This is a genomic window from Klebsiella sp. C360 (assembly GCF_048822415.1).
Classification (GTDB): domain Bacteria; phylum Pseudomonadota; class Gammaproteobacteria; order Enterobacterales; family Enterobacteriaceae; genus Klebsiella; species Klebsiella quasipneumoniae.
On the sequence record NZ_JBMEZZ010000012.1, the window covers coordinates 24328 to 50752 of the forward strand.

At 58.3% G+C, this 26425-nt stretch carries 28 protein-coding genes and 1 pseudogene; 20 read left to right on the forward strand and 9 right to left on the reverse strand.

The genetic code is table 11. The features are described 5' to 3' along the window. Positions 1-3: 3 nt before the first annotated feature. The 6 genes from mutL to hflC all read left to right on the forward strand — a co-directional run bounded on the left by mutL (position 4) and on the right by hflC (position 6898). Positions 4-1863 carry a DNA mismatch repair endonuclease MutL gene (gene mutL / locus ACOI7D_RS22970; protein ID WP_060592150.1) on the forward strand — a complete coding sequence of 620 codons (1860 nt, stop codon included), beginning with the start codon at positions 4-6 and terminating at the stop codon, positions 1861-1863. Beyond that, complete coding sequence (gene miaA / locus ACOI7D_RS22975; protein WP_004206442.1) at positions 1856-2806, forward strand: tRNA (adenosine(37)-N6)-dimethylallyltransferase MiaA; 951 nt, start codon at positions 1856-1858, stop codon at positions 2804-2806. Before mutL ends, miaA begins: the two co-directional genes overlap by 8 nt. Before the next feature lie 92 nt (positions 2807-2898). Then, entirely contained in the window at positions 2899-3207 is a 309-nt protein-coding gene (hfq, locus tag ACOI7D_RS22980) for an RNA chaperone Hfq (RefSeq protein WP_002885659.1), read from the forward strand. A gap of 75 nt (positions 3208-3282) precedes the next feature. Beyond that, positions 3283-4563 (forward strand): ribosome rescue GTPase HflX, encoded by a 1281-nt coding sequence (gene hflX, locus ACOI7D_RS22985; protein WP_004146725.1) that lies wholly within the window; start codon positions 3283-3285, stop codon positions 4561-4563. A gap of 65 nt (positions 4564-4628) precedes the next feature. Further along, positions 4629-5891 (forward strand): FtsH protease activity modulator HflK, encoded by a 1263-nt coding sequence (hflK, locus tag ACOI7D_RS22990; RefSeq protein ID WP_004206443.1) that lies wholly within the window; start codon positions 4629-4631, stop codon positions 5889-5891. A 2-nt stretch (positions 5892-5893) separates the two neighbouring features. Then, on the forward strand, positions 5894-6898 hold the full coding sequence (hflC, locus tag ACOI7D_RS22995; protein ID WP_004192484.1) for a protease modulator HflC: 1005 nt from the start codon (positions 5894-5896) through the stop codon (positions 6896-6898). 83 nt (positions 6899-6981) lie between these two features. Here the strand turns inward: hflC and ACOI7D_RS23000 are convergent, their stop codons facing one another. Next, positions 6982-7272, reverse strand: coding sequence for a hypothetical protein (locus ACOI7D_RS23000; protein WP_023291715.1), 291 nt, complete (start codon positions 7270-7272; stop codon positions 6982-6984). A 223-nt stretch (positions 7273-7495) separates the two neighbouring features. Here ACOI7D_RS23000 and ACOI7D_RS23005 point away from each other — a divergent pair, with 223 nt between their 5' ends. The 6 genes from ACOI7D_RS23005 (at position 7496) to ACOI7D_RS23030 (ending at position 14718) form a co-directional block, all read left to right on the forward strand. After that, the gene (locus tag ACOI7D_RS23005; protein WP_002885664.1) at positions 7496-7693 is read left to right on the forward strand and encodes a DUF2065 domain-containing protein; all 198 of its coding nucleotides are present in this window, start codon (positions 7496-7498) and stop codon (positions 7691-7693) included. A gap of 102 nt (positions 7694-7795) precedes the next feature. Continuing rightward, positions 7796-9094: an adenylosuccinate synthase gene (locus tag ACOI7D_RS23010; RefSeq protein ID WP_012543110.1), complete on the forward strand. Its 1299-nt coding sequence runs from the start codon at positions 7796-7798 to the stop codon at positions 9092-9094. Between the two features lie 150 nt (positions 9095-9244). Next, entirely contained in the window at positions 9245-9670 is a 426-nt protein-coding gene (nsrR, locus tag ACOI7D_RS23015) for a nitric oxide-sensing transcriptional repressor NsrR (protein WP_002885667.1), read from the forward strand. A gap of 36 nt (positions 9671-9706) precedes the next feature. After that, positions 9707-12145 (forward strand): ribonuclease R, encoded by a 2439-nt coding sequence (gene rnr, locus ACOI7D_RS23020; RefSeq protein ID WP_023291716.1) that lies wholly within the window; start codon positions 9707-9709, stop codon positions 12143-12145. A 79-nt stretch (positions 12146-12224) separates the two neighbouring features. Then, complete coding sequence (gene rlmB / locus ACOI7D_RS23025) at positions 12225-12956, forward strand: 23S rRNA (guanosine(2251)-2'-O)-methyltransferase RlmB (protein WP_109546723.1); 732 nt, start codon at positions 12225-12227, stop codon at positions 12954-12956. Between the two features lie 124 nt (positions 12957-13080). Further along, complete coding sequence (locus ACOI7D_RS23030; protein ID WP_117140840.1) at positions 13081-14718, forward strand: isovaleryl-CoA dehydrogenase; 1638 nt, start codon at positions 13081-13083, stop codon at positions 14716-14718. Here ACOI7D_RS23030 and yjfN read toward each other — a convergent pair. Both yjfN and bsmA read right to left on the reverse strand, forming a co-directional pair. Continuing rightward, positions 14709-14984 carry a DUF1471 family protease activator YjfN gene (yjfN, locus tag ACOI7D_RS23035; protein WP_004206450.1) on the reverse strand — a complete coding sequence of 92 codons (276 nt, stop codon included), beginning with the start codon at positions 14982-14984 and terminating at the stop codon, positions 14709-14711. The genes ACOI7D_RS23030 and yjfN overlap by 10 nt on opposite strands. Before the next feature lie 137 nt (positions 14985-15121). Next, complete coding sequence (gene bsmA / locus ACOI7D_RS23040) at positions 15122-15430, reverse strand: biofilm peroxide resistance protein BsmA (RefSeq protein WP_023291718.1); 309 nt, start codon at positions 15428-15430, stop codon at positions 15122-15124. Between the two features lie 209 nt (positions 15431-15639). Between bsmA and yjfP the strand changes: the two genes are divergently transcribed. Then, entirely contained in the window at positions 15640-16356 is a 717-nt protein-coding gene (gene yjfP, locus ACOI7D_RS23045; RefSeq protein ID WP_064155442.1) for an esterase, read from the forward strand. A 16-nt stretch (positions 16357-16372) separates the two neighbouring features. Further along, positions 16373-16852: pseudogene (locus ACOI7D_RS23050) on the forward strand (L-ribulose-5-phosphate 4-epimerase); the annotation flags it as partial. Between the two features lie 62 nt (positions 16853-16914). On the opposite strand, the gene ACOI7D_RS23055 reads toward ACOI7D_RS23050, so the two are convergent. Next, positions 16915-18108 carry an MFS transporter gene (locus tag ACOI7D_RS23055; RefSeq protein ID WP_023291728.1) on the reverse strand — a complete coding sequence of 398 codons (1194 nt, stop codon included), beginning with the start codon at positions 18106-18108 and terminating at the stop codon, positions 16915-16917. A 149-nt stretch (positions 18109-18257) separates the two neighbouring features. Next, positions 18258-18533, reverse strand: a complete 276-nt coding sequence (locus tag ACOI7D_RS23060) for a DUF1471 domain-containing protein (RefSeq protein WP_004206463.1) — start codon at positions 18531-18533, stop codon at positions 18258-18260. A gap of 341 nt (positions 18534-18874) precedes the next feature. On the opposite strand from ACOI7D_RS23060, the gene rpsF reads away from it, so the two are divergent. From rpsF to rplI, 4 genes are read left to right on the forward strand one after another with little or no spacing between them, the layout of a single operon-like run. Further along, complete coding sequence (gene rpsF, locus ACOI7D_RS23065) at positions 18875-19270, forward strand: 30S ribosomal protein S6 (protein ID WP_008807174.1); 396 nt, start codon at positions 18875-18877, stop codon at positions 19268-19270. A 5-nt stretch (positions 19271-19275) separates the two neighbouring features. Further along, the gene (gene priB / locus ACOI7D_RS23070) at positions 19276-19590 is read left to right on the forward strand and encodes a primosomal replication protein N (RefSeq protein ID WP_002885722.1); all 315 of its coding nucleotides are present in this window, start codon (positions 19276-19278) and stop codon (positions 19588-19590) included. A 4-nt stretch (positions 19591-19594) separates the two neighbouring features. Then, entirely contained in the window at positions 19595-19822 is a 228-nt protein-coding gene (rpsR, locus tag ACOI7D_RS23075) for a 30S ribosomal protein S18 (RefSeq protein ID WP_000135199.1), read from the forward strand. A gap of 41 nt (positions 19823-19863) precedes the next feature. Next, positions 19864-20313: a 50S ribosomal protein L9 gene (gene rplI, locus ACOI7D_RS23080; RefSeq protein WP_004206464.1), complete on the forward strand. Its 450-nt coding sequence runs from the start codon at positions 19864-19866 to the stop codon at positions 20311-20313. A gap of 108 nt (positions 20314-20421) precedes the next feature. Here rplI and ACOI7D_RS23085 read toward each other — a convergent pair whose 3' ends face one another. Next, a complete protein-coding gene (locus ACOI7D_RS23085) occupies positions 20422-21096 on the reverse strand; it encodes a LysM-like peptidoglycan-binding domain-containing protein (protein ID WP_023291729.1) in 675 nt (224 codons plus the stop codon). A 219-nt stretch (positions 21097-21315) separates the two neighbouring features. Between ACOI7D_RS23085 and fklB the strand changes: the two genes are divergently transcribed. Both fklB and cycA read left to right on the forward strand, forming a co-directional pair. Then, entirely contained in the window at positions 21316-21936 is a 621-nt protein-coding gene (gene fklB, locus ACOI7D_RS23090; RefSeq protein ID WP_002886687.1) for an FKBP-type peptidyl-prolyl cis-trans isomerase, read from the forward strand. Positions 21937-22241: 305 nt separating this feature from the next. After that, positions 22242-23645 (forward strand): D-serine/D-alanine/glycine transporter, encoded by a 1404-nt coding sequence (gene cycA / locus ACOI7D_RS23095; protein ID WP_023291730.1) that lies wholly within the window; start codon positions 22242-22244, stop codon positions 23643-23645. A gap of 104 nt (positions 23646-23749) precedes the next feature. Here cycA and ytfE read toward each other — a convergent pair whose 3' ends face one another. The 3 genes from ytfE to ACOI7D_RS23110 form a co-directional block, all read right to left on the reverse strand. Continuing rightward, entirely contained in the window at positions 23750-24412 is a 663-nt protein-coding gene (gene ytfE / locus ACOI7D_RS23100) for an iron-sulfur cluster repair protein YtfE (protein ID WP_032454637.1), read from the reverse strand. An 82-nt stretch (positions 24413-24494) separates the two neighbouring features. After that, positions 24495-25466 carry a DMT family transporter gene (locus tag ACOI7D_RS23105; protein WP_117127866.1) on the reverse strand — a complete coding sequence of 324 codons (972 nt, stop codon included), beginning with the start codon at positions 25464-25466 and terminating at the stop codon, positions 24495-24497. 75 nt (positions 25467-25541) lie between these two features. Continuing rightward, on the reverse strand, positions 25542-26366 hold the full coding sequence (locus ACOI7D_RS23110) for an AraC family transcriptional regulator (RefSeq protein WP_023291733.1): 825 nt from the start codon (positions 26364-26366) through the stop codon (positions 25542-25544). Positions 26367-26425: the final 59 nt, after the last annotated feature.

The window sequence follows — 26425 nt, forward strand, 5'->3', positions numbered from 1 at the left end:
GGGATGCCGATTCAGGTTCTGCCGCCGCAGCTCGCCAACCAGATTGCCGCCGGCGAAGTGGTGGAACGGCCCGCGTCGGTGGTGAAAGAGCTGGTTGAAAACAGCCTTGATGCGGGCGCCACGCGAATTGATATTGATATCGAACGCGGCGGCGCGAAGCTCATTCGCATTCGCGATAACGGTTGCGGCATCAAAAAAGACGAGCTGGCGCTGGCCCTGGCTCGCCACGCGACCAGCAAAATCGCCTCGCTCGACGATCTCGAAGCCATTATCAGCCTCGGTTTTCGCGGCGAAGCGCTGGCCAGTATCAGCTCGGTGGCGCGTCTGACGCTCACCTCACGCACGGCGGAACAGCAGGAAGCCTGGCAGGCGTATGCCGAAGGCCGCGATCAGGCGGTGACGGTGAAGCCGGCGGCGCATCCGGTCGGCACCACCCTGGAAGTCCTCGATCTGTTCTACAACACCCCGGCGCGGCGCAAATTTATGCGCACCGAAAAGACCGAGTTCGGCCACATTGACGAGGTGGTCCGCCGCATTGCGCTGGCGCGCTTCGACGTCACCATCAACCTCAGCCATAACGGCAAGGTGATGCGCCAGTACCGGGCAGTCGCTCAGGATGGCCAGCGGGAGCGGCGGCTGGGAACCATCTGTGGCGCCGCCTTTCTTGAACATGCCCTGGCGATTGAGTGGCAGCATGGCGATCTGACCCTGCGCGGCTGGGTCGCCGATCCGCTGCATACCACCCCTGCGCTGGCGGAAATTCAGTATTGCTATGTTAACGGGCGGATGATGCGCGACCGGCTGATCAACCACGCTATCCGCCAGGCCTGTGAAGACAAGCTGGGGGCCGATCAGCAGCCGGCGTTTGTGCTGTATCTGGAGATCGATCCCCATCAGGTGGATGTGAACGTCCACCCGGCCAAGCATGAGGTGCGTTTCCATCAGTCGCGCCTGGTGCATGACTTTATCTACCAGGGCGTACTGAGCGTGCTGCAGCAGCAACTTGACGCGCCGCTGGCGGAAAAAGACGACCCGCCGGCGCCCCGTGCGATGCCGGAGAACCGGATCGCGGCGGGCGGCAACCAGTTTGCGCGGCCGTCGGAAGCGCGTGAACCGGCAACCCGTTTCAGCATCACGCCATCGCGTGAGTCTGCGACCTCCAGCGGCAGGCCGGGCGGCGCGAGCTGGCCGCACGCGCAGCCGGGTTACCAGAAGCAGCAAGGGGCGCTTTATCGTCAGTTGCTCGACACGCCAACGGCGCCAAAGCCCGCGTTACAGACTCCGGGCACGGCGGAACTGGCCGGTCACAGCCAGAGCTTTGGCAGAGTGCTGACGATTGTGAGCCGCGACTGCGCGCTGCTCGAGCGCGAGGGCGGCCTGGCGCTGCTGTCGTTGACCGTTGCCGAGCGCTGGCTGCGCCAGGCGCAGTTGACCCCGGGAGCAGAGGCCGTCTGTGCCCAGCCGCTGTTGATCCCCCTGCGGTTAAAAGTGACGGAAGGGGAAAAACAGGCGCTGGCCGCCGCGCAGTCGGCGCTGACGCAGCTGGGGATCGATATGCATACCGATGCCCTGCACGTGACGGTGCGCGCGGTCCCTTTACCCTTAAGACAACAAAATTTACAAATCTTGATTCCTGAACTGATAGGCTACCTGGCGCAGCAAAACGCATTCGACGTCGGCAATATCGCCCAATGGATGGCGCGTAATCTGACGAGCGAACAGACGTCATGGAATATGGCGCAGGCGATTGCGCTGCTGGCGGACGTTGAGCGTCTTTGCCCGCAGCTGGTGAGAACGCCGCCGGGTGGCCTGTTACAACCTGTAGATCTCCATTCGGCGATGAATGCCCTGAAAGATGAATGATGTAACCGAGGCGAGCCTGCCCAAGGCAATTTTTTTAATGGGCCCGACGGCCTCCGGCAAAACCGCGCTGGCGATAGCCTTACGTAAAGTTTTGCCAGTAGAGTTGATTAGTGTTGATTCCGCCCTCATTTATCGGGGAATGGATATTGGCACCGCCAAACCGGATGCCGCAGAGCTGAGCGCCGCGCCGCACCGGCTGCTGGATATTTTGGATCCTGCAGAGGCCTATTCCGCGGCGGATTTTCGCCGCGATGCGCTGGCGGCGATGGCGGAAATTGTCGCCGCCGGGCGAATTCCGCTGTTAGTCGGCGGGACGATGTTGTATTTCAAAGCGTTGCTGGAAGGATTGTCGCCCTTACCGTCCGCTGACCCAGAGGTCAGAGCGCGGATTGAGCAACAGGCCGCAGAGCAGGGGTGGAACGCGTTACATCAGCAGTTACAGGAGATCGATCCCGTGGCGGCTGCGCGTATTCATCCAAATGATCCGCAAAGGCTTTCCCGGGCACTGGAAGTTTTTTTCATTTCGGGTAAAACTTTAACGGAACTGACGCAAACGTCAGGAGACGCTCTGCCATATCAGGTGCATCAGTTCGCCATCGCCCCGGCGAGCCGTGAACTGCTCCATCAACGCATAGAACAGCGTTTTCATCAGATGTTAGCTTCAGGTTTTGAAGCAGAAGTACGGGCGCTTTTTGCCCGCGGAGATTTGCATACGGATATGCCTTCCATCCGTTGTGTCGGATACCGCCAGATGTGGTCATATCTCAATGGCGAGATCCCATATGATGAGATGGTTTATCGAGGTGTTTGCGCCACGAGACAGTTAGCCAAACGTCAGGTCACCTGGCTGCGCGGTTGGGAAGGTGTGCACTGGTTAGACAGTGAACAACCTGAACAAGCGCTCAACAAAGTATTACAGGTTGTTGGTGCGAGCCAGAACTGAACGTGTACAATTAAACGGTATCGTGCGTAATTTTTTTTGAGAATCGTAAGGTTCTGAGTACAAAACAAGCATACATATAAGGAAAAGAGAGAATGGCTAAGGGGCAATCTTTACAAGATCCGTTCCTGAACGCTTTGCGTCGGGAACGCGTTCCGGTTTCTATTTATTTGGTGAATGGTATCAAGCTGCAAGGGCAAATTGAGTCTTTCGATCAGTTCGTGATCCTGTTGAAGAACACGGTCAGCCAGATGGTCTATAAGCACGCAATTTCTACTGTTGTCCCGTCTCGCCCGGTGTCTCACCACAGCAACAATGCTGGCGGCGGTTCCAGTAACTATCACCACGGTGGTAGCGCGCAGGGCTCTTCTGCGCCACAACAAGACAGCGACGACGCCGAATAAGGCTCGTGCTGTTTTTCCACGCCGGGGAGCCAGGTTTTCTGCGTTCCCCGCTGGTATTTTATAAGGGGTTTACGCTTGTTTGACCGTTATGACGCCGGTGAGCAGGCGGTACTGGTACACATCTATTTTTCGCAAGACAAAGATATGGAAGACCTCCAGGAGTTTGAAACTCTGGCCTCTTCCGCCGGTGTCGAAGCAATGCAGGTGATTACCGGTAGCCGTAAAGCACCGCACCCGAAGTATTTTGTTGGTGAAGGTAAGGCAGTCGAAATTGCGGAAGCCGTTAAAGCGACCGGCGCTTCGGTCGTGCTCTTCGATCATGCCCTGAGTCCGGCGCAAGAACGCAACCTGGAACGCCTGTGCGAATGCCGGGTTATCGATCGTACCGGTCTTATTTTAGATATTTTCGCTCAGCGCGCGCGCACCCATGAAGGGAAACTGCAGGTCGAGCTGGCGCAGCTGCGCCATATGGCGACCCGCCTTGTCCGCGGCTGGACCCACCTTGAAAGACAAAAGGGCGGGATCGGTTTGCGTGGCCCGGGTGAAACCCAGCTCGAAACTGACCGTCGTTTATTGCGTAACCGCATCATGCAGATCCTGTCGCGGCTGGAAAAAGTCGAAAAGCAGCGTGAGCAGGGGCGGCGGTCGCGCGCGAAAGCCGATATTCCAACCGTGTCGCTGGTGGGCTACACCAACGCCGGAAAATCAACGCTCTTTAACCAGATCACCGCCGCCGAGGTCTATGCCGCGAACCAGCTGTTCGCGACCCTGGACCCGACGCTGCGCCGCATTGACGTCCCTGACGTCGGCGAAACGGTGCTGGCCGATACCGTCGGCTTTATTCGCCACCTGCCGCACGATCTGGTGGCCGCGTTTAAAGCGACGTTGCAGGAGACGCGTCAGGCGACGCTGCTGCTGCATGTGATTGACGCGGCGGATGTCCGCGTGCAGGAAAACATTGATGCGGTAAATACGGTTCTCGCTGAAATTGAGGCCGATGAGATCCCGGCGCTGCTGGTGATGAACAAAATCGACATGCTGGACGATTTTGAACCGCGCATCGATCGCGACGATGAAAATAAACCGATTCGGGTCTGGCTTTCCGCTCAGACCGGGGTTGGCGTACCACTGCTTTTTCAGGCGTTAACGGAGCGCCTTTCCGGTGAAGTGGCCCAGCATACGCTGCGCTTACCGCCGAAAGAAGGGCGACTGAGAAGCCGTTTCTATCAGCTTCAGGCGATAGAAAAAGAGTGGATGGAGGATGACGGCAGCGTGAGTCTGCAGGTGCGCATGCCGATCGTTGACTGGCGGCGCCTCTGTAAGCAAGAGCCAACGCTTGTTGACTATGTGGTTTGACCTTGCAGCTTGCCTGAAGATATTGACCCCTGTGGGGATATCAAAAACAAATATGGAGCATATACATGGCGTGGAATCAGCCCGGTAATAACGGACAGGACCGCGACCCGTGGGGGAGCAGCAAACCTGGCGGCAACTCTGAGGGAAATGGCAACAAAGGCGGTCGCGAGCAGGGGCCGCCGGATCTGGATGATATCTTCCGCAAGTTAAGTAAAAAACTTGGCGGGCTCGGCGGCGGCAAGGGCGGACTGGGCGGCGGCAATAGCGCGCAGGGACCTCGCGGACCGATGGGCGGGCGTATTGTCGGCATCGTTGCCGCGGCGGCAGTGATTATCTGGGCGGCCAGCGGTTTCTATACTATTAAAGAAGCCGAACGCGGCGTGGTCACCCGTTTTGGTAAGTTCAGCCATCTGGTTGAGCCGGGCCTGAACTGGAAGCCGACCTTTATCGATAACGTGCAGGCAGTAAACGTGGAGTCGGTACGTGAACTGGCGGCGTCCGGCGTCATGTTGACCTCTGACGAAAACGTGGTGCGCGTTGAGATGAACGTGCAGTACCGCGTCACCGATCCGGAGCGCTATCTGTTTAGCGTCACCAGCGCGGACGACAGCCTGCGTCAGGCCACCGACAGCGCGCTGCGCGGGGTGATCGGTAAATACACCATGGATCGCATTCTGACCGAAGGTCGTACCGTGATCCGTAGCGATACTCAGCGTGAGCTGGAAGAGACGATTCGCCCGTACAACATGGGCATCACTCTGCTGGACGTCAACTTCCAGACGGCACGTCCGCCGGAAGAGGTGAAAGCCGCGTTTGACGATGCCATTGCCGCGCGTGAGAACGAACAGCAGTACATTCGTGAAGCGGAGGCTTACACCAACGAAGTCCAGCCGCGCGCGAATGGTCAGGCGCAGCGTATCCTCGAAGAGGCACGCGCCTATAAGACCCAGACCGTCCTGGAAGCCCAGGGTGAAGTGGCTCGCTTTGCTAAGATCCTGCCGGAATACAAAGCCGCGCCGGAGATTACCCGCGAGCGTCTGTACATCGAAACGATGGAAAAAGTGCTGAGCCACACCCGTAAAGTGCTGGTTAATGACAGCAAAAACGGCAATCTGATGGTTCTGCCGCTGGACCAGATGCTGAAAGGCGCCGCTGCGCCGGCAGCAAAGAGCGATAGCAGTGACGCCAGCGATCTGCTGCGTCTGCCGCCTGCATCCAGCACTGGCAGCGCCAGCACCTCATCAACCTCGAGCTCAACCGGGGGTAGCATTATGGACCAACGCCGCGCTAACGCGCAGCGTAACGACTACCAGCGTCAGGGGGAATAACGATGCGTAAATCTGTTATCGCGATCATTGTCATCGTGCTGGTAGTGCTCTACATGTCAGTCTTTGTCGTGAAGGAGGGCGAGCGCGGTATCACGCTGCGTTTCGGTAAAGTTCTGCGCGACGACGAAAACAAGCCGCTGGTATACGCGCCAGGCCTGCACTTCAAGATCCCGTTTATCGAATCGGTGAAAATGCTGGATGCGCGTATTCAGACCATGGATAACCAGGCTGACCGTTTTGTCACCAAAGAGAAGAAAGACCTGATCGTCGACTCCTATATTAAATGGCGCATCAGCGACTTCAGCCGTTACTACCTGGCCACCGGCGGCGGCGACGTCTCCCAGGCAGAGGTGCTGCTGAAGCGTAAATTCTCGGACCGTCTGCGTTCTGAAATCGGCCGTCTGGATGTGAAAGACATCGTCACCGACTCCCGTGGCCGTCTGACGCTGGAAGTGCGTGATGCGCTGAACTCAGGGTCGGCCGGTACGGAAGACGAGGTTAGCACGCCGGCAGCTGACGACGCGATTGCCAAAGCGGCAGAGCGCGTGGAAGCTGAAACCAACGGCAAAGTGCAGGTGATCAACCCGAACAGTATGGCGGCGCTGGGTATTGAAGTCGTCGACGTGCGTATCAAGCAGATCAACCTGCCGGCGGAAGTGTCGGAAGCGATCTACAACCGTATGCGCGCGGAGCGTGAAGCGGTTGCTCGTCGCCACCGTTCACAGGGTCAGGAAGAGGCGGAAAAACTGCGCGCGACCGCGGACTATGAAGTCACCAAGACGCTGGCGGAAGCCGAGCGCCAGGGCCGTATCCTGCGTGGTGAAGGCGATGCGGAATCGGCAAAACTGTTTGCCGACGCGTTCAGCCAGGATCCGGGCTTCTATTCCTTTATTCGTAGCCTGCGCGCCTATGAGAAGAGCTTCCAGAGCAATCAGGATGTCATGGTCCTGAGCCCGGATAGCGATTTCTTCCGCTATATGCGTTCACCGGATTCGGTGCGTAAATAAGTCGAAGATGACAGTAACCTACAGTGGTTAATGCAAAAAGGCGCCTGAGACAGGCGCCTTTTTTTATGCTACGACGGCGTGAATTAGTTGCCGAGCAGCTTGTTCAGCAGGCCGCCGATCACCGGCAGGCTCGCCAGCGTACTCTCGATGGTGCCGCCGATAGATGAGCCAACGCTTTCGCCCAGGGTTTTGCCCAGGTCCGGCGCCAGATCGGCCAGATTAATGGTGCCAAGCAGCGGCAGGTTGATGCTCAGGGCATCGGTGCCCATCGTCCATACGGCGGCGCCGACCTTGCTACCTAAGGAGGCCAGGCCATCCTGTAACCAACCTGCGCCGCTCACATTTTCGATTTCAAATGCGGTTAATTCTCTCATGATAATCTTCCTGATTATGTAGACGTACCGGGTTGTAGTACGCGACGGCATAGTTACAGTTTAAAAAATATCCATCAATACAATTAGTTGTGAATTATGTTTCACTTTGCTGGTTCATAATGAAGCTGAAATACGGGACAATGTGAAATGAGTGAATGAATTCACTGTGCTGGCCGATGACGCCTACGAAGGCGGCGATGATACTTTTCAATTAGGGTTGACGATGAACTCCACCATTTGGCTGGCGCTGGCGCTGGTTTTAGTACTCGAAGGGCTTGGCCCGCTACTTTATCCGCGCGCCTGGCGCAAGATGGTCGCCAGCCTGAGCCAGCTCCCGGATAATTTATTGCGGCGCTTTGGCGGCGGACTTGTGGTTGCCGGGATTGTGATCTACTACATGTTGAGGAAATCGATTGGCTGATCAAAAAGTGGTCGGATTTGCCTTATTTTGGATGCAAAAAGTGCTGTAACTCTGAAAAAGCGATGGTAGAATCCATTTTTAAGCAAACGGTGATTTTGAAAAATGGGTAACAACGTCGTCGTACTGGGCACCCAATGGGGTGACGAAGGTAAAGGGAAGATCGTCGATCTCCTGACAGAACGGGCTAAATATGTTGTGCGCTACCAGGGTGGTCACAACGCCGGCCATACTCTCGTAATCAACGGTGAAAAAACCGTTCTCCATCTTATTCCATCAGGCATTCTGCGTGAAAACGTCACCAGCATCATCGGTAACGGCGTCGTGCTGTCTCCGGCTGCGCTGATGAAAGAGATGAAGGGCCTGGAAGACCGTGGTATCCCGGTTCGCGAGCGTCTGCTGCTCTCTGAAGCCTGCCCGCTTATCCTTGACTATCACGTGGCGCTGGACGTGGCACGTGAAAAAGCGCGCGGCGCGAAGGCTATCGGCACCACCGGTCGCGGCATCGGCCCGGCTTACGAAGATAAAGTCGCTCGTCGCGGTCTGCGCGTTGGCGATCTGTTCGATAAAGCAACCTTCGCCGATAAACTGAAAGAAGTGATGGAATATCACAACTTCCAGCTGGTGAACTTCTACAAAGCAGAAGCCGTTGACTACCAGAAAGTGCTGGACGATGTGATGGCGATTGCCGACATCCTGACCGGCATGGTGGTGGACGTTTCCGACCTGCTGGATCAGGCGCGTAAACGTGGCGACTTCGTGATGTTCGAAGGCGCGCAGGGCACGCTGCTGGATATCGACCATGGTACTTATCCGTACGTAACCTCTTCCAACACCACCGCCGGTGGCGTGGCGACCGGCTCCGGCCTGGGCCCGCGTTATGTGGATTACGTTCTGGGGATCATCAAAGCTTACTCGACTCGCGTAGGCGCGGGTCCGTTCCCGACCGAGCTGTTTGATGAAACCGGCGAGTTCCTCTGCAAGCAGGGTAACGAATTCGGCGCCACCACCGGTCGTCGTCGTCGTACCGGCTGGCTGGACGCCGTCGCGGTTCGTCGCGCGGTGCAGATTAACTCCCTGTCCGGCTTCTGCCTGACTAAACTGGACGTCCTCGACGGCCTGAAAGAAGTGAAAATCTGCGTTGGCTACCGTATGCCGGATGGCCGCGAAGTGACCACCACTCCGCTGGCAGCCGACAACTGGGAAGGTATCGAGCCTATCTACGAAACCATGCCGGGCTGGTCTGAAACCACCTTCGGCGTGAAAGAGCGCAGCGGCCTGCCGCAGGCAGCGCTGAACTACATCCAGCGTATTGAAGAGCTGACCGGCGTTCCGGTTGATATCATCTCTACCGGTCCAGACCGTACCGAGACCATGATTCTGCGCGACCCGTTCGACGCATAATCACTCGCAAGGGGCGCCGTTCGGGCGCCCTTGTTTTTGCTGTTCGCCCGCCCCATTTTAAATAAATTAGCGGCCTGAGCGCTGGCTGGTTTATCATCAATAATAATGATGTCGCTCGACATACCCTGTTTTCTTTTCCCTGAGGTTTATGTGCAGTTAACGAGTTTCACCGATTACGGACTACGGGCGCTGATTTATATGGCGTCGCTGCCGGAAGGACGGATGACCAGTATCTCGGAAGTGACCGAGGTCTATGGCGTCTCCCGTAATCATATGGTTAAAATAATCAATCAGTTAAGTCGCATGGGCTACGTAACTGCCGTGCGGGGGAAGAACGGGGGCATTCGCCTCGGCAAACCAGCAGGACAGATCCGCGTCGGTGACGTGGTGCGCGACCTTGAACCCTTATCGCTGGTCAACTGCAGCAGCGAGTTTTGCCACATTACACCAGCCTGTCGTTTGAAACAGGCGCTAGCTGAAGCCGCGCAGAGTTTTCTCAAGGAACTGGATAACTATACGCTGGCTGATTTGGTTGAGAAGAATCAACCGCTTTATAAATTATTGCTGGTGGAGTGACGCCACTCTGCCGGAGATGACAACGGAGGAACCGATATGTCACAAGATCCATTCCAGGAACGCGAAGCTGAGAAGTACGCGAACCCAATCCCGAGCCGGGAATTTATCCTCGAACATTTAACCAAACGGGAAAAGCCTGCCAGCCGCGATGAGCTGGCCATCGAGTTAAATATCGAGGGCGAAGAGCAAACCGAAGCGCTGCGCCGCCGCCTGCGCGCGATGGAGCGCGACGGTCAGCTGGTCTTCACCCGCCGTCAGTGCTATGCGCTGCCGGAGCGCCTTGATCTCCTCAAAGGTACCGTTATCGGCCACCGCGATGGCTATGGTTTCCTGCGCGTTGAAGGGCGCAAAGACGATCTCTACCTGTCGTCAGAGCAGATGAAAACCTGTATTCATGGCGACCAGGTGCTGGCCCAACCGCTGGGCGCGGACCGCAAGGGCCGCCGCGAAGCGCGCATTGTCCGCGTCCTGGTGCCGAAAACCAGCCAGATTGTTGGCCGCTACTTTACCGACGCTGGCGTCGGTTTCGTCGTCCCGGACGACAGTCGCCTGAGCTTCGATATCCTGATCCCGCCGGAAGAGATTATGGGCGCGCGTATGGGCTACGTGGTGGTGGTCGAGCTGACCCAGCGCCCGACCCGCCGCACCAAAGCCGTGGGGAAAATCGTCGAAGTGCTGGGCGACAACATGGGTACCGGCATGGCCGTCGATATGGCGCTGCGCACCCATGAAATTCCATACGTCTGGCCGCCGGCGGTAGAAAACCAGGTTTCCGGCCTGAAAGAGCAGGTGCCGGAAGAGGCGAAAGCCGGGCGCGTCGATCTGCGCTCCCTGCCGCTGGTCACCATTGACGGCGAAGATGCCCGCGACTTCGATGACGCGGTGTACTGCGAGAAGAAACGCGGCGGCGGCTGGCGCCTGTGGGTAGCCATTGCCGACGTCAGCTACTACGTGCGTCCGGGGACGCCGCTGGACGCTGAAGCGCGCAGCCGCGGAACCTCGGTCTACTTCCCGTCGCAGGTGGTGCCGATGCTGCCGGAAGTGCTGTCTAACGGTCTGTGCTCGCTGAACCCGCAGGTCGATCGCCTGTGCATGGTATGCGAGATGACGATTTCGTCAAAAGGCCGTCTGACCGGTTATAAATTCTATGAAGCGGTGATGAGTTCACATGCTCGCCTGACCTATACCAAGGTGTGGCATATGCTGCAGGGCGACCAGGAGTTGCGTGAGCACTACGCGCCGCTGGTGAAGCATATTGAAGAACTGCATAACCTCTACAAGGTGCTGGATGGCGCCCGCGAAGAGCGCGGCGGTATCTCATTTGAAAGTGAAGAAGCTAAATTCATCTTCAACGCCGAGCGCCGTATCGAGCGTATCGAACAGACCCAGCGTAACGATGCGCACAAGCTGATTGAAGAGTGCATGATCCTGGCGAACATCTCCGCTGCGCGCTTCGTTGAGAAGGCGCAGGAGCCGGCGCTGTTCCGTATTCACGATAAGCCGAGCACCGAGGCGATTACCGCGTTCCGCAGCGTGCTGGCGGAGCTGGGTCTGGAACTGCCGGGCGGCAACAAGCCGGAGCCGCGCGATTACGCCGAACTGCTGACCTCCATCGCCGATCGCCCGGATGCGGAAATGCTGCAGACGATGCTCCTGCGGTCGATGAAGCAGGCGGTCTACGATCCGGAAAACCGCGGCCACTTTGGCCTCGCGCTGCAGTCCTATGCCCACTTCACCTCGCCGATCCGTCGTTACCCGGATCTGTCGCTGCACCGCGCCATCAAATATCTGCTGGCCAAAGAGCAGGGGCATAAAGGCAATAGCACGGAGACCGGCGGCTGGCACTACAGCATGGAAGAGATGCTGCAGCTGGGCGAGCACTGCTCGATGACCGAACGTCGCGCCGATGAAGCGACGCGCGAAGTCTCCGACTGGCTGAAGTGTGACTTCATGCAGGATCAGGTAGGCAATATCTTCTCCGGGGTTATCGCCAGCGTAACCGGCTTTGGCTTCTTCGTTCGTCTCAACGATCTGTTTATCGACGGCCTGGTGCATGTTTCCTCCCTCGATAACGACTACTATCGTTTCGACCAGGTGGGGCAGCGTCTGATCGGCGAGTCCGGCGGGCAGACCTATCGCCTGGGCGACCGCGTGGAAGTCCGTGTGGAAGCGGTCAACATGGACGAGCGTAAAATCGACTTTACCCTGATCTCCAGCGAGCGCGCGCCGCGTAATGTCGGCAAAACCGCCCGTGAGAAAGCGAAAAAGAGCACCTCCGGCAAACCGGGCGGCCGTCGTCGTCAGGTTGGTAAGCAGGTGAACTTCGAGCCGGACAGCGCGTTCCGCAAAGAAAAAGACCAGGCGAAAGCGAAGCCGAAAGGCGAGAAGAAAGCGAAAAAACCGTCGGCGAAAACGCAGAAAATCGCCGCCGCGACCAAAGCCAAGCGCGCGGCAAAGAAGAAGAGCGCCGAGTGATTGACCACCCTTCACTCTGAAGTCTGCTGACGCAGAACGGGGTGAAGGGCGGATAACAGAACCTAAAACGAGTACATCAATGAGTGAAATGATTTACGGCATCCATGCGGTGCAGGCACTGCTGAAGCGCGCACCTGAGCGTTTTCAGGAAGTTTATATTCTGAAAGGCCGTGAGGATAAGCGCCTGCTGCCGCTGATCCACGCGCTGGAAGCGCAGGGCGTGGTGATTCAGCTGGCCAACCGCCAGTTCCTCGATGAGAAGAGCGAAGGCGCGGTACACCAGGGGATCATTGCCCGTGTGAAGCCGGGGCGTCAGTATCAGGAGAACGATCTGCCGGATCTGCTGGCGCAGCTCGATCAGCCGTTCCTGTTGATCCTTGACGGCGTGACCGATCCGCATAACCTCGGCGCCTGCCTGCGCAGCGCCGATGCTGCCGGCGTGCACGCGGTGATTGTGCCGAAAGATCGTTCCGCGCAGCTGAATGCGACGGCGAAGAAAGTGGCCTGCGGCGCGGCGGAGAACGTCCCGCTGATCCGCGTCACCAACCTGGCGCGCACCATGCGCCTGCTGCAGGAGGAGAACGTCTGGATCGTCGGAACCGCAGGTGAAGCCGACCATACGCTGTTCCAGAGCAAAATGACCGGGCCGATGGCGCTGGTGATGGGCGCGGAAGGCGAAGGTATGCGCCGCCTGACCCGCGAGCACTGTGATGAGCTGATCAGCATCCCGATGGCGGGCAGCGTCTCCTCGCTGAACGTCTCGGTGGCCACTGGCATCTGCCTGTTTGAGGCGGTACGCCAGCGCAGCTAAGCTGATCCGCTGACGGAACTGAAAAGCCATCCTCCGGGATGGCTTTTTTGTGACCGTTCTCGCGGGCGAGTATCTCCCTGGATAACCATACTTATGGTTATCGCCATTGATGGAGGGAGACACGATGCACTGGCAAACGCACACCGTTTTTAATCAACCGACCCCGCTGAATAACAGCAATCTGTTCCTGTCCGATACCGCCCTGCGTGAAGCGGTGGTCCGTGAAGGCGCCGGCTGGGATGGCGATCTGCTCGCCAGCATTGGCCAGCAGCTGGGGACCGCAGAATCGCTGGAGCTGGGACGCCTGGCCAACAGCAACCCGCCGGAGCTGCTGCGCTATGACGCCACCGGCGCCCGACTGGACGACGTTCGCTTCCACCCCGCCTGGCACCTGCTGATGCAGGGGCTGTGCGCGAACCGGGTGCATAATCTCGCCTGGCAGGAGGAGGCCCGTGAAGGCGCGTTTGTCGCGCGCGCCGCTCGCTTTCTGCTCCACGCCCAGGTAGAGGCCGGAACGCTGTGCCCGATTACCATGACCTTCGCCGCGACGCCTCTGCTGCAGCACGCCCTGCCCGCGCCTTTTGGCGACTGGCTGTCGCCGCTGCTGAGCGACCGTTACGATCCCCACCTCGCGCCGGGCGGCCAGAAGCGCGGCCTGCTGATTGGCATGGGGATGACCGAGAAGCAAGGGGGCTCCGATGTGCTGAGCAATACCACCCGCGCGGAGAAAACGGCGGAAGGGTTTTACCGGCTGGTGGGACACAAATGGTTCTTCTCGGTGCCGCAGAGCGATGCCCACCTGGTGCTGGCCCAGGCGCCTGCGGGACTGTCGTGCTTCTTTGTGCCGCGCCTGCTGCCCGACGGACAGCGCAACGGCGTGCGGCTGGAGCGCTTAAAAGAAAAGCTCGGCAACCGCTCCAACGCCAGTAGCGAAGTGGAGTTTTATGACGCCTGCGGCTGGCTGGTGGGCGACGAGGGCGACGGCGTGCGGCAGATCCTCGGGATGGGCGGCCTGACCCGCTTTGACTGCGCGCTGGGTAGCCATGCCCTGATGCGCCGGGCCTTCTCGGTGGCGCTGTATCATGCGCTACAGCGCCAGGCGTTCGGTAAAAATCTGGTCGATCAACCGATGATGCGCCAGCTGCTGGGGCAAATGGCGCTCCGTCTTGAAGGACAAACCGCGTTCCTGTTTCGTCTGGCGCGGGCCTGGGACCGTCGGGATGATGCCCGGGAAAGCGCCTGGGCGCGTCTGTTTACGCCTGCGGCCAAGTTTGCCATCTGCAAGGCCGGCATCCCGTTCGTCGCTGAGGCGATGGAAGTCCTGGGAGGGATCGGCTATTGCGAGGAGAGTGAGCTGCCGCGGTTGTATCGCGAGATGCCGGTCAACAGCATCTGGGAAGGCTCCGGCAATATTATGTGCCTCGATGTGATGCGGGTGCTGAGCAAGCAGCCGGCGGCGATGGAGCTGCTGGCCGCGGAGTGTGCGGAGGTGAAAGGACAGAACCGCCATCTCGACCGCGCATGGCGTCAGCTGCAGCAATTGCTGAAACGACCCGCCGAAGAGCAGGGCAGAGAGATTGCCCGGCTGGTCTATCGTCTGGGGGCGGGGGCGCAGATGCTGCGTTTCGCTTCGCCGCCGCTGGCCGAAGCCTGGTGCCGGATGATGCTCGACACGCGCGGCGGCATACGTCTTGACGCGCCGACCCTCGACGACCTGCTGCTGCGGGCCATGGGGCGGGGGCGCCAGGCGCCTCAGGCGTAGAGAATGGCCTGCACGCGCCAGCTGTCCGGCTGTTGTTCCTCGTACATCTGAATAATGCGATACCAGGAGGCGCCTTGCTCGTCCGCTTTGCGGGCAATGGCGTGCTCCACATCCTGTTGGCTGCCGGAAAGATTAGCGACGGAGATCAGACCGATTTCATTCAGGCCGGTGACGCAATCCGCACTGGCGAATTCGGCTGACTGCGCGGAGGTGTTGGCCGTCGCAGTGGTTAACAGCAGGCTGGATAGGGTAAAAGATCGTTTCATCGTCAGCTCCATTTCACGTAGTCCCAAGGGCAGTCCGTTGCTAACGTCCTGCCAGGTGGCTGGCCGAACGTTATTATGCACAGGAGAACGTGAATGGACGCAAAGCTGTGTAAAGCAGATTTAAAGACGCCGCCTCGTCATCGACGATAGAGGATCGCCTGCGAATACCACTGGCCGGGTACCATGGTGTCATCGATCATGATGATGACGTAGTAATCGGCTTTGGCTGCTTCTGCTTTGGCCTTCAGCGCCGCTTCGACATCCATCGGCGAACCGTACATCAGTACGCTCACCGTGGCCATTTTCTGCAGGCCAGCCGTCTGGTTGCGCTGGATCTCCTGCGGATGGTCGGTGGCGGGCGGCGGGGCTTCCGGCGTTCCCTGCAGAGCGCTACACCCGCTGAGGACGATAGCCAGTAACCACGGACAAAACCTGCGCATAACCATATCTCGTTTCCTGATAGTGATAGTGTAGTGGTAGCCTTAACAGGATTTCCGGGGAATGTTCCCGAACTGTTATCTCTGACGCGATTTTCGAATGAAAATGTTGTGAAAGCGTAACCGGGTTCTCAACATTATGAATCGTAGCAAACGGGGTTGCCTGGTGAATGCATTTTCCCATGCCGCCTAACCACAATAGAGAAGGGAGACGATAAATGATTGCACTAGAAATGCGCAACCTCGGCGGTGGCGAAATTTTGCATGCCTGCCCGCAGGAGAGTCTGGATAAGCCACTGCCCTGTATCGTCTTTTATCATGGCTTTACCTCGTCAAAACTGGTTTACAGCTACTTTGCAGTGGCGCTGGCCCAGGCGGGTTTCCGGGTGATTATGCCGGACGCGCCGGAGCATGGCGCGCGCTATCACGGTGATGAGACCGGGCGGATGCAGCGCTTCTGGCCGATCCTGCAGCAGAATTTCAGAGAGTTTCCCGCGCTGCGCGAGGCGATTATCGCCGAAGGCTGGCTGGAAGGAGAGCGACTGGCGGTGGCGGGGGCGTCGATGGGGGGAATGACGGCCCTGGGTATCATGACGCATCATCCCGAGCTGAACAGCGTCGCCTGCCTGATGGGGGCGGGTTATTTTCGTTCGCTGTCGCAAACCCTGTTTCCCTCGCCTGGCTTTGATGGCGACAGCCTCAGCGAGTGGGATGTCAGTCATCAGCTGGCGTCGCTCGCCCGGCGGCCGCTGCTGCTCTGGCATGGCGATGCCGACGACGTGGTGCCGCCGGCAGAGACCTTCCGGCTTGAGCAGGCGCTCAGGCAGAGCGATCTTGCCGCCAGGCTGACCTGCGTCTGGCAGAAAGGCGTCCGCCATCGCATCACCCCGGAGGCGCTGGCCACGACGGTCGCCTTTTTCCAGCAGCATCTTTAAACGCGGATCACGCTGACGTCCCTCCTCTGATACCGCTACCCATCTGGCGCTCTATCGCCGTTATCCCGGCCTTGGCGGGGTGGTGCATACCCATTCGACGCACGCTACCGCCTGGGCGCAGGCGGGGCTGGCGATCCCGGCGCTCGGCACCACCCATGCGGACTACTTTTTCGGCGATATCCCTTGCACCCGGGCGCTTAGCGCGCAGGAAGTGGATGAGGGCTACGAGCTGAACACCGGGAAGGTGATTATCGAAACGCTGGGCGAGGCAAACCCGTTGCATACGCCGGGGATCGTCGTCTATCAGCACGGGCCGTTCTCCTGGGGGAAAGACGCCCACGAGGCGGTGCACAATGCGGTGGTGATGGAAGAGGTGGCGCGCATGGCGTGGATTGCCCGCGGCATTAATCCGCGGCTGCAGCCGATTGACAGCTGGCTGATGGAAAAACATTTTCTGCGTAAACACGGGCCGAACGCCTACTACGGGCAGAAGTAAACGACGCGCTCCGGGGCTTTCACCGTCACGGTAAAGCAACTGGTCTGGCCCCGGAGCCGTTTTTAGCCCTGACGATAAGCCGACGGCATAGCGCGCATGCCGATGAGCGTGACCACGCAAATTATCGCGCCAGCGTAAAACGTCGAAGCGGCGCCGAAGGTTTCCCACAGCACGCCTGCGCCGGTACTGGCCAGCAACAGCGCCAGGCCGCTCATCAGGTTGAACATACCGAACGCCGTGCCGCGTAGCGCCGGCGGCGCCGTATGGGCGACCATCGCCGCCAGCAGCCCCTGGGTCATCCCCATATGAATTCCCCACAGCGCGACCCCGACCAGCAGCGTGCTCCAGTGGGCGCTGAGGGCCAGCACGATATCGGCGAGGATCAGCACCAGCAGTCCCCACTGCAGCAGTTTGCTGTGGCTCATGCTGTCAGAGAGCTTGCCGAACGGGTAGGCCGTAACGCTGTAGACCAGGTTCATCGCCACCATTACCAGCGGAATGGTAAACAGCGGGATCTCCATCTGCTGGGCGCGCAGCACCAGAAAGGCTTCGCTGAAGCGGGCGAGGGTGAAGATGCTGCCGATGGCGACCACCCACCAGTAGGCGGCGGAGAGCTTTTGCAGATTTTCGCGCTTCAGCGGATTACTGCGTTGATGGTCGATGGCGGATTTTGGCTCCTGCAGGCCAAAACCCAGCAGGAGAATAGAGAGCACGGCGGGAATAACCGCCACCCAGAATATAGCGTGAAAATCGTTGGCCCAGATAAACATCAGCAGCACCGCCAGCAGCGGGCCGAGAAAGGCGCCAACGGTATCCAGCGCCTGACGTAGCCCGTAGGCGGCGCCGCGGATCTCCGGTGGGGTGACGTCGGCGACCAGCGCGTCGCGCGGCGCGCCGCGAATGCCTTTGCCTACGCGGTCGATCATGCGGGCGCTAAACACCACGCCGGCGGTCGGGGCGATGGCAAACAGCGGCTTGCTGAGCGCGCCCAGGCCGTAGCCCAGCAGCGCCAGCCCTTTGCGCTTACCGACGTAGTCGCTAATCGCGCCGGAGAAGATTTTCAGGATCAGGGCGGTGGCTTCCGCCAGCCCCTCGATAAGACCGATGATAATCACGCTGGCGCCGAGGGTGGTGGCCATAAACAGCGGTAAGAGACTGTGGATCATCTCGGACGACACATCCATCAGCAGGCTGACGCCGCCGAGTACCCAAACGCCTTTGGGGATGCGGCCTAAGGTGGCGAAACGCGGAACCATCAATCACTCCTGAATATCAAATGGCGAGTGGCTGATTAAATCAGGTTGCGATGACGCTGATAAGTTGATTTATAAAATTATTCTCAATTGCGTTTAGCCGCTGGCCTTGCTTCGCCCCTCGCGAGGAGAGGCGAAGAATGGACCCGACATTAGCGGTAAATCACCGCGCTGGCGCGAAGCGGGCCGTTGGTTTCTGGTTCGTGCATCAGGATGGGCTGAAAATATTTCGCCCCCTGCGCATCGCTCAGCTGGCTAAGGGCCTGTTCGGCCTCGTGCTCAGTGGCCATATTGTGATTGATATAGATAACGCCGAGGCTCTGCACATCGTCCATGTTGCGGGCCTGTCGTTCGGTGATTTGGATAGCTGCCAACGCGTTGGCGCTGAAGAAAAGCGCAGCCATCATGGCGATGATTTTCAGTTTCATATACTACGCTCCTGACTGACAGTCCTGACGCTGACTCGGGGCTCTCCTGTGGTCATTGGGTTTCTGATTTAAGTGTAATCGCTGATTGAACGGCGTATCGCGACCTTTTCTGATGCAGTTGTTCAAAAAAATGCCGCTTCCTTTGCTGGTTAATTTTAAATCACCCACTTAGCGCCACTTGGCGCTTAGTGCGAATTATTTGTGCAAATGCGCTTGTGTTCCTGGGGGGCCGCCATTAGAATGACGCGTCAATTTTTCAGCCGCCCTTTAACACGTTCCTTGCCTCCATGGGCCGCGGCTGACCCAGACAGGAGGCTGAATAATCCGTAAGGAGCAATTCGATGCGTCATTACGAAATCGTTTTTATGGTCCATCCTGACCAGAGCGAACAGGTTCCGGGCATGATCGAACGTTACACTGGTGCAATCACTGCAGCAGCAGGTACGATCCACCGTCTGGAAGACTGGGGCCGCCGTCAGCTGGCTTATCCGATCAACAAACTGCACAAAGCTCACTACGTTCTGCTGAACGTTGAAGCGCCGCAGGAAGCGATCGATGAGCTGGAAACTAACTTCCGCTTCAACGACGCCGTTATCCGCAGCATGGTAATGCGTACTAAGCACGCTGTTACCGAAGCATCTCCGATGGTTAAAGCGAAAGACGAGCGCCGTGAGCGTCGCGAAGATTTCGCCAACGAAACCGCAGATGATTCTGAAGCTGGGGATTCTGAAGAGTAATCCTGATGACCAACCGTCTGGAGCTGTCCGGCATTATTTGCAGGACTCCACTTCGTAAGGTCAGCCCGTCAGGAATTCCTCACTGCCAGTTCGTGCTTGAGCATCGTTCAGTGCAGGAGGAAGCCGGTTTTCACCGGCAGGCATGGTGTCAAATGCCCGTTATTATTAGCGGTCACGAGAACCAGGCCATTACTCACAGTATAACGGTCGGTAGCGCAGTAACCGTTCGAGGGTTCATCTCTTGCCATAAGGCAAAGAACGGCTTGAGCAAAATGGTTCTGCATGCCGAGCAGATTGAATTGATAGATTCTGGAGACTAGCCATATGGCACGTTATTTCCGTCGTCGCAAGTTCTGCCGTTTCACCGCGGAAGGCGTTCAAGAGATCGACTATAAAGATATCGCTACGCTGAAAAACTACATCACCGAAAGCGGTAAGATTGTCCCGAGCCGTATCACCGGTACCCGTGCAAAATACCAGCGTCAGCTGGCTCGCGCTATCAAACGCGCTCGCTACCTGTCCCTGCTGCCGTACACTGATCGTCATCAGTAATCGGTCACGGTCCATTAATACGACTTTGAGAGGATAAGGTAATGCAAGTTATTCTGCTTGATAAAGTAGCAAACCTGGGTAGCCTGGGTGATCAGGTTAACGTTAAAGCGGGCTATGCTCGTAACTTCCTGGTCCCGCAGGGTAAAGCTGTTCCTGCTACCAAGAAAAACGTTGAATTCTTCGAAGCACGTCGCGCTGAACTGGAAGCCAAACTGGCTGACGTTCTGGCAGCTGCTGAAGCTCGTGCTGCGCAGATCAACGCCCTGGAATCCGTAACCATCGCGTCTAAAGCCGGCGACGAAGGTAAACTGTTCGGTTCCATCGGTACTCGCGACATCGCTGACGCTGTCACTGCAGCAGGCGTTAAAGTTGCTAAGAGCGAAGTTCGCCTGCCGAACGGCGTTCTGCGTAACGTTGGCGAGCACGAAGTGGACTTCCAGGTTCACAGCGAAGTTTTCGCTAAAGTTATCATCAACGTGGTTGCTGAGTAATCGGCCTCTGACGTTCTGGTAACAACAAATCGCCGGCCTTGTGCCGGCGTTTTGCTTTTTAGCGCCTTTCATTTTGCGGCGGCGTAACGCTCGCTGTCGTCTTCGCTGCTAGCGCGCACGCACAAAGCTGCCGTTCGACTGGCGGGTAAACAGCACCTGCTGGCCGTTGCCGGTATCAATAGTGAGCCCGGTGACCACGCCGTTGGCGTTCTGCCGAATCTGCACCGTCTGTCCGCTCTGCAACGTGCTTAATGGTTTACCTGCGCCTTCAACCTGCGCCATGGCGTAAACGTCGGTGGCCGGCAGCCCATGATCGCGGAACAGCTGGGCCAGGGTTTTGCCTGACTCGATGCGATAGGTCCGCCATTGCTGCTCAATGCCCGGCGCGGACTGCTGCGATGAGGATTGATAGGGCTGGGAGGCGGCGGGCTGCTGCGTCTGCGCCTGATCCGGCTGCTCATCCTGAATCGGCTCCGGGGCGACCGGCGCCATCTGGTCGGCATCGCTCACGGTAGGCGTATTGGTGATCGGCGGCAGCGGAACGGCCTGATTGCCGCCAGCTTGCGGTTGGGACTGCGACTGCAGATTCAGGTTTGCTTCACGGCTGGTGGACGCCGGGTTTTGGCTATCGTCTGAGGGAAGCAGAATGCCGATAATCACCAACAGGAAGCCAGCGATAATTCCCCGGCGGTGCATCGGGGGCAGTGGGTCCAGGAGGCGAAAATGATCCGGGGCGTGCCAGATTTTCGCCAGGGTAGATGTCAGTTCAAAGCGCCCGGGCATGGCTTTCCTCCTGCTCCGCATATTTTTATCCTGCCTATGAGTATAGATGGCTAACGTCCTGATGACCGGAACAAAGTGAAGTTAACCTGATGCCGCCTATTGTTTCTTTTTCGCTGAGATTTGTCATCATCCGCCGACAAAGTTTTACCCATTTCGCTATGGCTGTTATGCTTCCGGACGCTTTTCTCTTGATGTTTATCACCCAAAAAAGGAACAAAGATGGCAACCCCAACTTTTGACACTATCGAAGCGCAGGCAAGTTACGGTATCGGCTTGCAGGTTGGACAACAGCTGAGCGAATCCGGCCTGCAGGGGCTGCTGCCGGAAGCGTTGGTGGCGGGTATCGCCGATGCGCTGGAAGGTAACCAGCCGCAGGTGCCGGTAGAAGCCGTCCACCGTGCGCTGCGTGAAATCCACGAGCGCGCCGACGCCGTGCGTCGCGAGCGTTTCCAGGCGATGGCCGCTGACGGCCAGAAATACCTTGATGAAAACCGCGAGAAAGAGGGTGTGAACAGCACCGAGTCCGGTCTGCAGTTCCGCGTGCTGACCCAGGGCGAAGGTCCGATCCCGGCCCGTACCGACCGCGTACGCGTGCACTACACCGGGAAACTGATCGACGGCACCGTCTTCGACAGCTCCGTCGCCCGCGGCGAACCGGCAGAGTTCCCGGTGACCGGCGTAATCGGCGGCTGGATTGAAGCGCTGACCCTGATGCCGGTAGGTTCCAAATGGGAACTGACCATCCCGCACAACCTGGCCTACGGCGAGCGCGGCGCTGGCGCGTCGATTCCTCCGTTCAGCACTCTGATCTTCGAAGTTGAACTGCTGGATATTATCTAAACAGCAGAGGCTTCCTCTTCCCCGGCGGCGGGGGAAGCCACAAAAATAGCGTAAAATCCTTAAGTTAAAAATTAATTGGAATTATGTTTTGCATTCATCGCGTATGGGTGTATTTTTGTGAGCTATTTCGCGTTAGATGAGTGATATAACACTCACTTTAAACATAAAATTAACATTATATCTAAATCATAGTATTCATCCCTCCGATTCTTACCTAATATCGACTAGCCCTTGCTGGGGTTAATGACAGACGACAGGCCATCAGAGCCTGAACAACACAGACAGGTACAACAGGAAGAAATCACATGGTAGATCAGGTTAAAGTCGCTGCTGTCGAGCAGGAGCCGACTGAACAGTCGCTACGGCGAAATCTCACAAACCGACATATTCAGCTGATTGCAATTGGCGGGGCGATCGGCACTGGATTATTTATGGGTTCTGGCAAAACCATCAGCCTTGCCGGGCCATCCATTATTTTTGTTTATATGATTATCGGTTTTATGCTGTTTTTCGTTATGCGAGCCATGGGCGAATTACTGCTGTCGAACCTCGAATATAAATCCTTCAGCGACTTTGCGGCCGATCTGCTGGGCCCCTGGGCGGGCTACTTTACCGGCTGGACCTATTGGTTCTGCTGGGTGGTGACGGGGATGGCGGACGTGGTGGCGATCACTGCCTACGCGCAGTTCTGGTTTCCCGGACTCTCCGACTGGGTCGCGTCGCTGGCAGTGATCCTGCTGCTGCTGGGCCTGAACCTTGCCACCGTCAAAATGTTTGGCGAAATGGAGTTCTGGTTCGCGATGATCAAAATCGTCGCCATCGTGGCGCTGATCGTGGTCGGCCTGGTGATGGTCATGATGCATTTCAAATCGCCGACCGGCGTCGAAGCCTCTTTCGCGCATCTGTGGAATGACGGCGGCTGGTTCCCGAAAGGGCTGAGCGGCTTCTTCGCCGGCTTCCAGATTGCGGTATTCGCCTTCGTGGGGATTGAGCTGGTCGGTACCACCGCGGCCGAAACCAAAGACCCGGAAAAATCCCTGCCGCGGGCGATTAACTCCATCCCGCTGCGTATCATTATGTTCTACGTCTTCGCGCTGATTGTGATTATGTCGGTGACGCCGTGGAGCTCCGTGGTGCCAAGCAAGAGCCCGTTCGTTGAGCTGTTCGTGCTGGTTGGTCTGCCGGCGGCGGCGAGCCTGATTAACTTCGTGGTGCTGACTTCCGCAGCCTCATCGGCCAACAGCGGCGTCTTCTCCACCAGCCGTATGCTGTTCGGTCTGGCGCAGGATGGTCAGGCGCCGAAGATGTTCGCCAAGCTGTCGAAGCGTGCGGTGCCGGCGAAGGGCTTAACCTTCTCCTGCATGTGCCTGCTGGGCGGTGTGGTGATGCTGATGGTCAACCCGAGCGTGATCGCCGCGTTCACCATGATCACCACGGTGTCGGCGATCCTGTTCATGTTCGTCTGGACCATTATCCTTTGCTCTTATCTGGTCTACCGTAAAAAGCGTCCGCAGCTGCACGAGAAGTCCAAATATAAGATGCCGCTGGGCAAATTAATGTGCTGGGTGTGCATGGCCTTCTTCGTCTTCGTACTGGTGCTGTTGACCCTCGAAGATGACACCCGTGAAGCGCTGATGGTCACCCCGCTGTGGTTCGTTCTGCTGGGTGCGGGCTGGCTGTTTGCCGGCAAAAAACGTCTGGCGAAATAAAAGAGCATTTTAACGTTGCTTGCAACGGACCGTCATAAAAAAGGCCACCCGGAGTGGCCAAATAAGACGGACAATGTCGAGGGCGCCTGCGGGCGCCTTTTTCGTTATTCTCCTGCGAGGGCACGCGGGAACAGCACGTTATTTTCCAGGCTGATGTGCTCCATCAGATCGTCAATCATCTCGTTGATACCGTTATACATCGCTTTCCAGGTGGTGCACGCTTCCGGCGGCGGCGTCACGTTATGGGTGATATGTTTGATCACCTCCAGCAGTTCCCCCGCTTCGTCATGCTCGCTTTCCATCACGCTGATGGGGCCCCCGGCCTGGGCGCCCATCCCCTGTTTGATCATCGGGAACAGGATCTGCTCCTCTTTCATCATGTGGCTGGAGAGCTCCTGCTGCAGCATGGTCAGGTACTTCGTCAGCCCTTTCGGCACGTTCGGTTTATCGGCATGGACCCGTTCCACCTTGGTGGCCTGCAGGATCAGCTCCGGCAGCTGTTCGCGGTGCCGATCATGATAGCGAACGATGATATGGTCGATAATCTCCGCGAGAGGCGCCGCGCGCCAGTCGTGGGTGACGGGCTGCTCGGCCAGTTTCGCCAGCTCGGCTTCGATCACCGCGACATCCAGCGCTTTACGCGATGCGGCGCGCGCCAGCGTCTGTTTGCCGCCGCAGCAGTAGTCCATATCGTATTGACGGAACAGGGCGGAGGCGCGCGGGATGGTCAGCGCCAGCTCGCCTAAAGGTTGGTCACGGAAAGCCATAGCAGTTACCTCGTCATCAGGAATATAAGATGCATTTTAAATGCATCTTTATGGCGAGGGAATACCCCTTAAGAGGGCCCGGCTACTTTTTTTCGTGCGTCAGCGGTTGCAACGTCGGTTTGTCCGGCCTGGCGCGTACGGCGGAGACCACGCCGAGCACCAGCAGCAGGATCCCGCTCAGGGTTAACAGCGGCGGTAAGCTTTGTCGCAGCAGAAAGGTATACAGGAGCCCGGCCAGGGTTTCGAAAACGATAAGCGGCCCGAGGATCACCGTCGGCAACCGTTGACTGGCAATATTCCAGCACAGCGCGCCGACCCATGAGCAGAGCACCGCGATGGCCAGCATCAGCGTAATGAACACCGCCGGGCGCGGGCCGAAGGGCAGGGGGAACCCGGCCTGCTGACCGTGCAGCCAGGCGCAGGCGGCGAGATAACCGGCCAGCGAAACCGGAAGCGTCACCAGCGCCTGAGCGGTAGCCCACATCATCGGCGGTTGATGCGGATTCTCCCGCAGCCAGCGGGCGTTGCGCAGCGCATACCAGGCCCAGCAGACCACCGACCCCAGTGCCAGCGCAATGCCGGAGCCGTAGCGCCACGGACTAAAATCAGGCAACCCCTGGCGCAGTTCCGCGACGTTAACGCAGATCAGGCCGACGGCGATGCAGACCAGCGCCGGAAACAGGCGCCGCCACGGCAGCTTTCCGTCACGCTGGCTGTAGAGCAGATTGGCGAAGACCGGCAATACCACCGGCAGCGTGCCGATAATCATGGTGGAGACCGGCGCCCCGGTGCGCTGAATGGCGCTGGCCAGACAGACGTAATAGATAAGATTTCCCATCATCGTCAGACTCAGCGCGGTCCACCAGTCGTTCCGGCTCAGCTGGCGCAAACGCGCGCGCCCGAGCCATGCCAGCGGCAGGGCGATCAGACCCAGCGCCAGATAGCGTCCCATCGACTGGAGCATCGCCGGATACTCGGGCACCAGCAAAGGCCCGACAAAGATTAATCCCCACATCAGCCCCGCCAGCAGGGCGTACAACACACCACTAATCATCATTGCATCCATTGTCATCACGGTTGTCTGCAGTGTAGAAGGAGGGCGGGCGGGAATATTGTATGAGATTGCGCATCAGCGCCTGGCGACCTGCTTCTGATAGCGTACCGGCGTAATGCCGTAACGCTGGGTGAAGGCGCGGGTCAGGTGAGACTGGTCGGTAAGGCCGACGGCTATCGCCACTTCGGCGGCGGGCATGCCGTGGGTGAGAAACGCCTTGGCGCGCCACAGGCGGATGGCCATCAACATCTGATGGGGCGTCACATGATAGTGGGCTTTAAACTGGCGCTGAAAGTGGTACGGGCTAAGCGCCGCCACCTGAGCCAGCTCGTCGAGGGTGATGGGGCGCATGTAGTTATCGTGCAGGTAGTCGCGCACGCGGTCGAAGCGATGTCCTGTCTCGCCCTGCGCCGAGGCATGGTGGGCCAGAGGGCGGAAGGTGTCGATGAGGTCGAGCAGCATTCCCTGCTGGGCCAGCGCATCGTCGCTGTGCCACAGGCCATATATTAGCTGGCCAATCCGCCGGGACCGCAGGGGATCCTCGCGGACCACCTCGCTGAACCACCAGTCGCGCACCCCGGTGATAGCCTCCAGACGGTCCGGCTCCAGATAAATCATCCGGTAGCGCCAGCCGTCGGCGGTTTCCGCTTCGCCGGTGTGCAGCTCGTCGGGATTCATGGTGACAATAGCGTTGGCGGCGGCGATATGCTGGCTGCCACGGTAGCGAAAGCGCTCGGCGCCTTGCTCAATCACGCCGATGCCGAAGGCTTCGTGAGTATGGGGTTCAAAGGCGTAGCGGGAGATATGGGCGTGGTAAAGCTCCACCCCGGGCAGCTGTTCGAGATGGCGAAAGCGCGCACGATCTTTTTCATCACTAAATTGGGGTGGTACGCCCTGCATGCCTGCCTCCCGACGGTTGATCTCTTCAATATGAGAGAGGAACCGCCGGGACGCAACCG

What these genes read in the sequence shown, in the direction of transcription:
- priB (WP_002885722.1), top strand. Translation starts at nt 19,276, where the DNA reads ATGACCAACCGTCTGGAGCTGTCCGGCATTATTTGCAGGACTCCACTT.
- mutL (WP_060592150.1), top strand. Translation starts at nt 4, where the DNA reads ATGCCGATTCAGGTTCTGCCGCCGCAGCTCGCCAACCAGATTGCCGCC.
- ACOI7D_RS23110 (WP_023291733.1), bottom strand. Translation starts at nt 26,366, where the DNA reads ATGCAGGGCGTACCACCCCAATTTAGTGATGAAAAAGATCGTGCGCGC.
- hflC (WP_004192484.1), top strand. Translation starts at nt 5,894, where the DNA reads ATGCGTAAATCTGTTATCGCGATCATTGTCATCGTGCTGGTAGTGCTC.
- hflK (WP_004206443.1), top strand. Translation starts at nt 4,629, where the DNA reads ATGGCGTGGAATCAGCCCGGTAATAACGGACAGGACCGCGACCCGTGG.
- ACOI7D_RS23010 (WP_012543110.1), top strand. Translation starts at nt 7,796, where the DNA reads ATGGGTAACAACGTCGTCGTACTGGGCACCCAATGGGGTGACGAAGGT.
- ACOI7D_RS23105 (WP_117127866.1), bottom strand. Translation starts at nt 25,466, where the DNA reads ATGATTAGTGGTGTGTTGTACGCCCTGCTGGCGGGGCTGATGTGGGGA.
- ACOI7D_RS23030 (WP_117140840.1), top strand. Translation starts at nt 13,081, where the DNA reads ATGCACTGGCAAACGCACACCGTTTTTAATCAACCGACCCCGCTGAAT.
- hfq (WP_002885659.1), top strand. Translation starts at nt 2,899, where the DNA reads ATGGCTAAGGGGCAATCTTTACAAGATCCGTTCCTGAACGCTTTGCGT.
- ACOI7D_RS23055 (WP_023291728.1), bottom strand. Translation starts at nt 18,108, where the DNA reads ATGGTTCCGCGTTTCGCCACCTTAGGCCGCATCCCCAAAGGCGTTTGG.
- rpsF (WP_008807174.1), top strand. Translation starts at nt 18,875, where the DNA reads ATGCGTCATTACGAAATCGTTTTTATGGTCCATCCTGACCAGAGCGAA.
- rplI (WP_004206464.1), top strand. Translation starts at nt 19,864, where the DNA reads ATGCAAGTTATTCTGCTTGATAAAGTAGCAAACCTGGGTAGCCTGGGT.
- cycA (WP_023291730.1), top strand. Translation starts at nt 22,242, where the DNA reads ATGGTAGATCAGGTTAAAGTCGCTGCTGTCGAGCAGGAGCCGACTGAA.
- bsmA (WP_023291718.1), bottom strand. Translation starts at nt 15,430, where the DNA reads ATGGTTATGCGCAGGTTTTGTCCGTGGTTACTGGCTATCGTCCTCAGC.
- ACOI7D_RS23060 (WP_004206463.1), bottom strand. Translation starts at nt 18,533, where the DNA reads ATGAAACTGAAAATCATCGCCATGATGGCTGCGCTTTTCTTCAGCGCC.
- rpsR (WP_000135199.1), top strand. Translation starts at nt 19,595, where the DNA reads ATGGCACGTTATTTCCGTCGTCGCAAGTTCTGCCGTTTCACCGCGGAA.
- fklB (WP_002886687.1), top strand. Translation starts at nt 21,316, where the DNA reads ATGGCAACCCCAACTTTTGACACTATCGAAGCGCAGGCAAGTTACGGT.
- ACOI7D_RS23000 (WP_023291715.1), bottom strand. Translation starts at nt 7,272, where the DNA reads ATGAGAGAATTAACCGCATTTGAAATCGAAAATGTGAGCGGCGCAGGT.
- miaA (WP_004206442.1), top strand. Translation starts at nt 1,856, where the DNA reads ATGAATGATGTAACCGAGGCGAGCCTGCCCAAGGCAATTTTTTTAATG.
- ACOI7D_RS23005 (WP_002885664.1), top strand. Translation starts at nt 7,496, where the DNA reads ATGAACTCCACCATTTGGCTGGCGCTGGCGCTGGTTTTAGTACTCGAA.
- rlmB (WP_109546723.1), top strand. Translation starts at nt 12,225, where the DNA reads ATGAGTGAAATGATTTACGGCATCCATGCGGTGCAGGCACTGCTGAAG.
- ytfE (WP_032454637.1), bottom strand. Translation starts at nt 24,412, where the DNA reads ATGGCTTTCCGTGACCAACCTTTAGGCGAGCTGGCGCTGACCATCCCG.
- rnr (WP_023291716.1), top strand. Translation starts at nt 9,707, where the DNA reads ATGTCACAAGATCCATTCCAGGAACGCGAAGCTGAGAAGTACGCGAAC.
- ACOI7D_RS23085 (WP_023291729.1), bottom strand. Translation starts at nt 21,096, where the DNA reads ATGCCCGGGCGCTTTGAACTGACATCTACCCTGGCGAAAATCTGGCAC.
- yjfN (WP_004206450.1), bottom strand. Translation starts at nt 14,984, where the DNA reads ATGAAACGATCTTTTACCCTATCCAGCCTGCTGTTAACCACTGCGACG.
- yjfP (WP_064155442.1), top strand. Translation starts at nt 15,640, where the DNA reads ATGATTGCACTAGAAATGCGCAACCTCGGCGGTGGCGAAATTTTGCAT.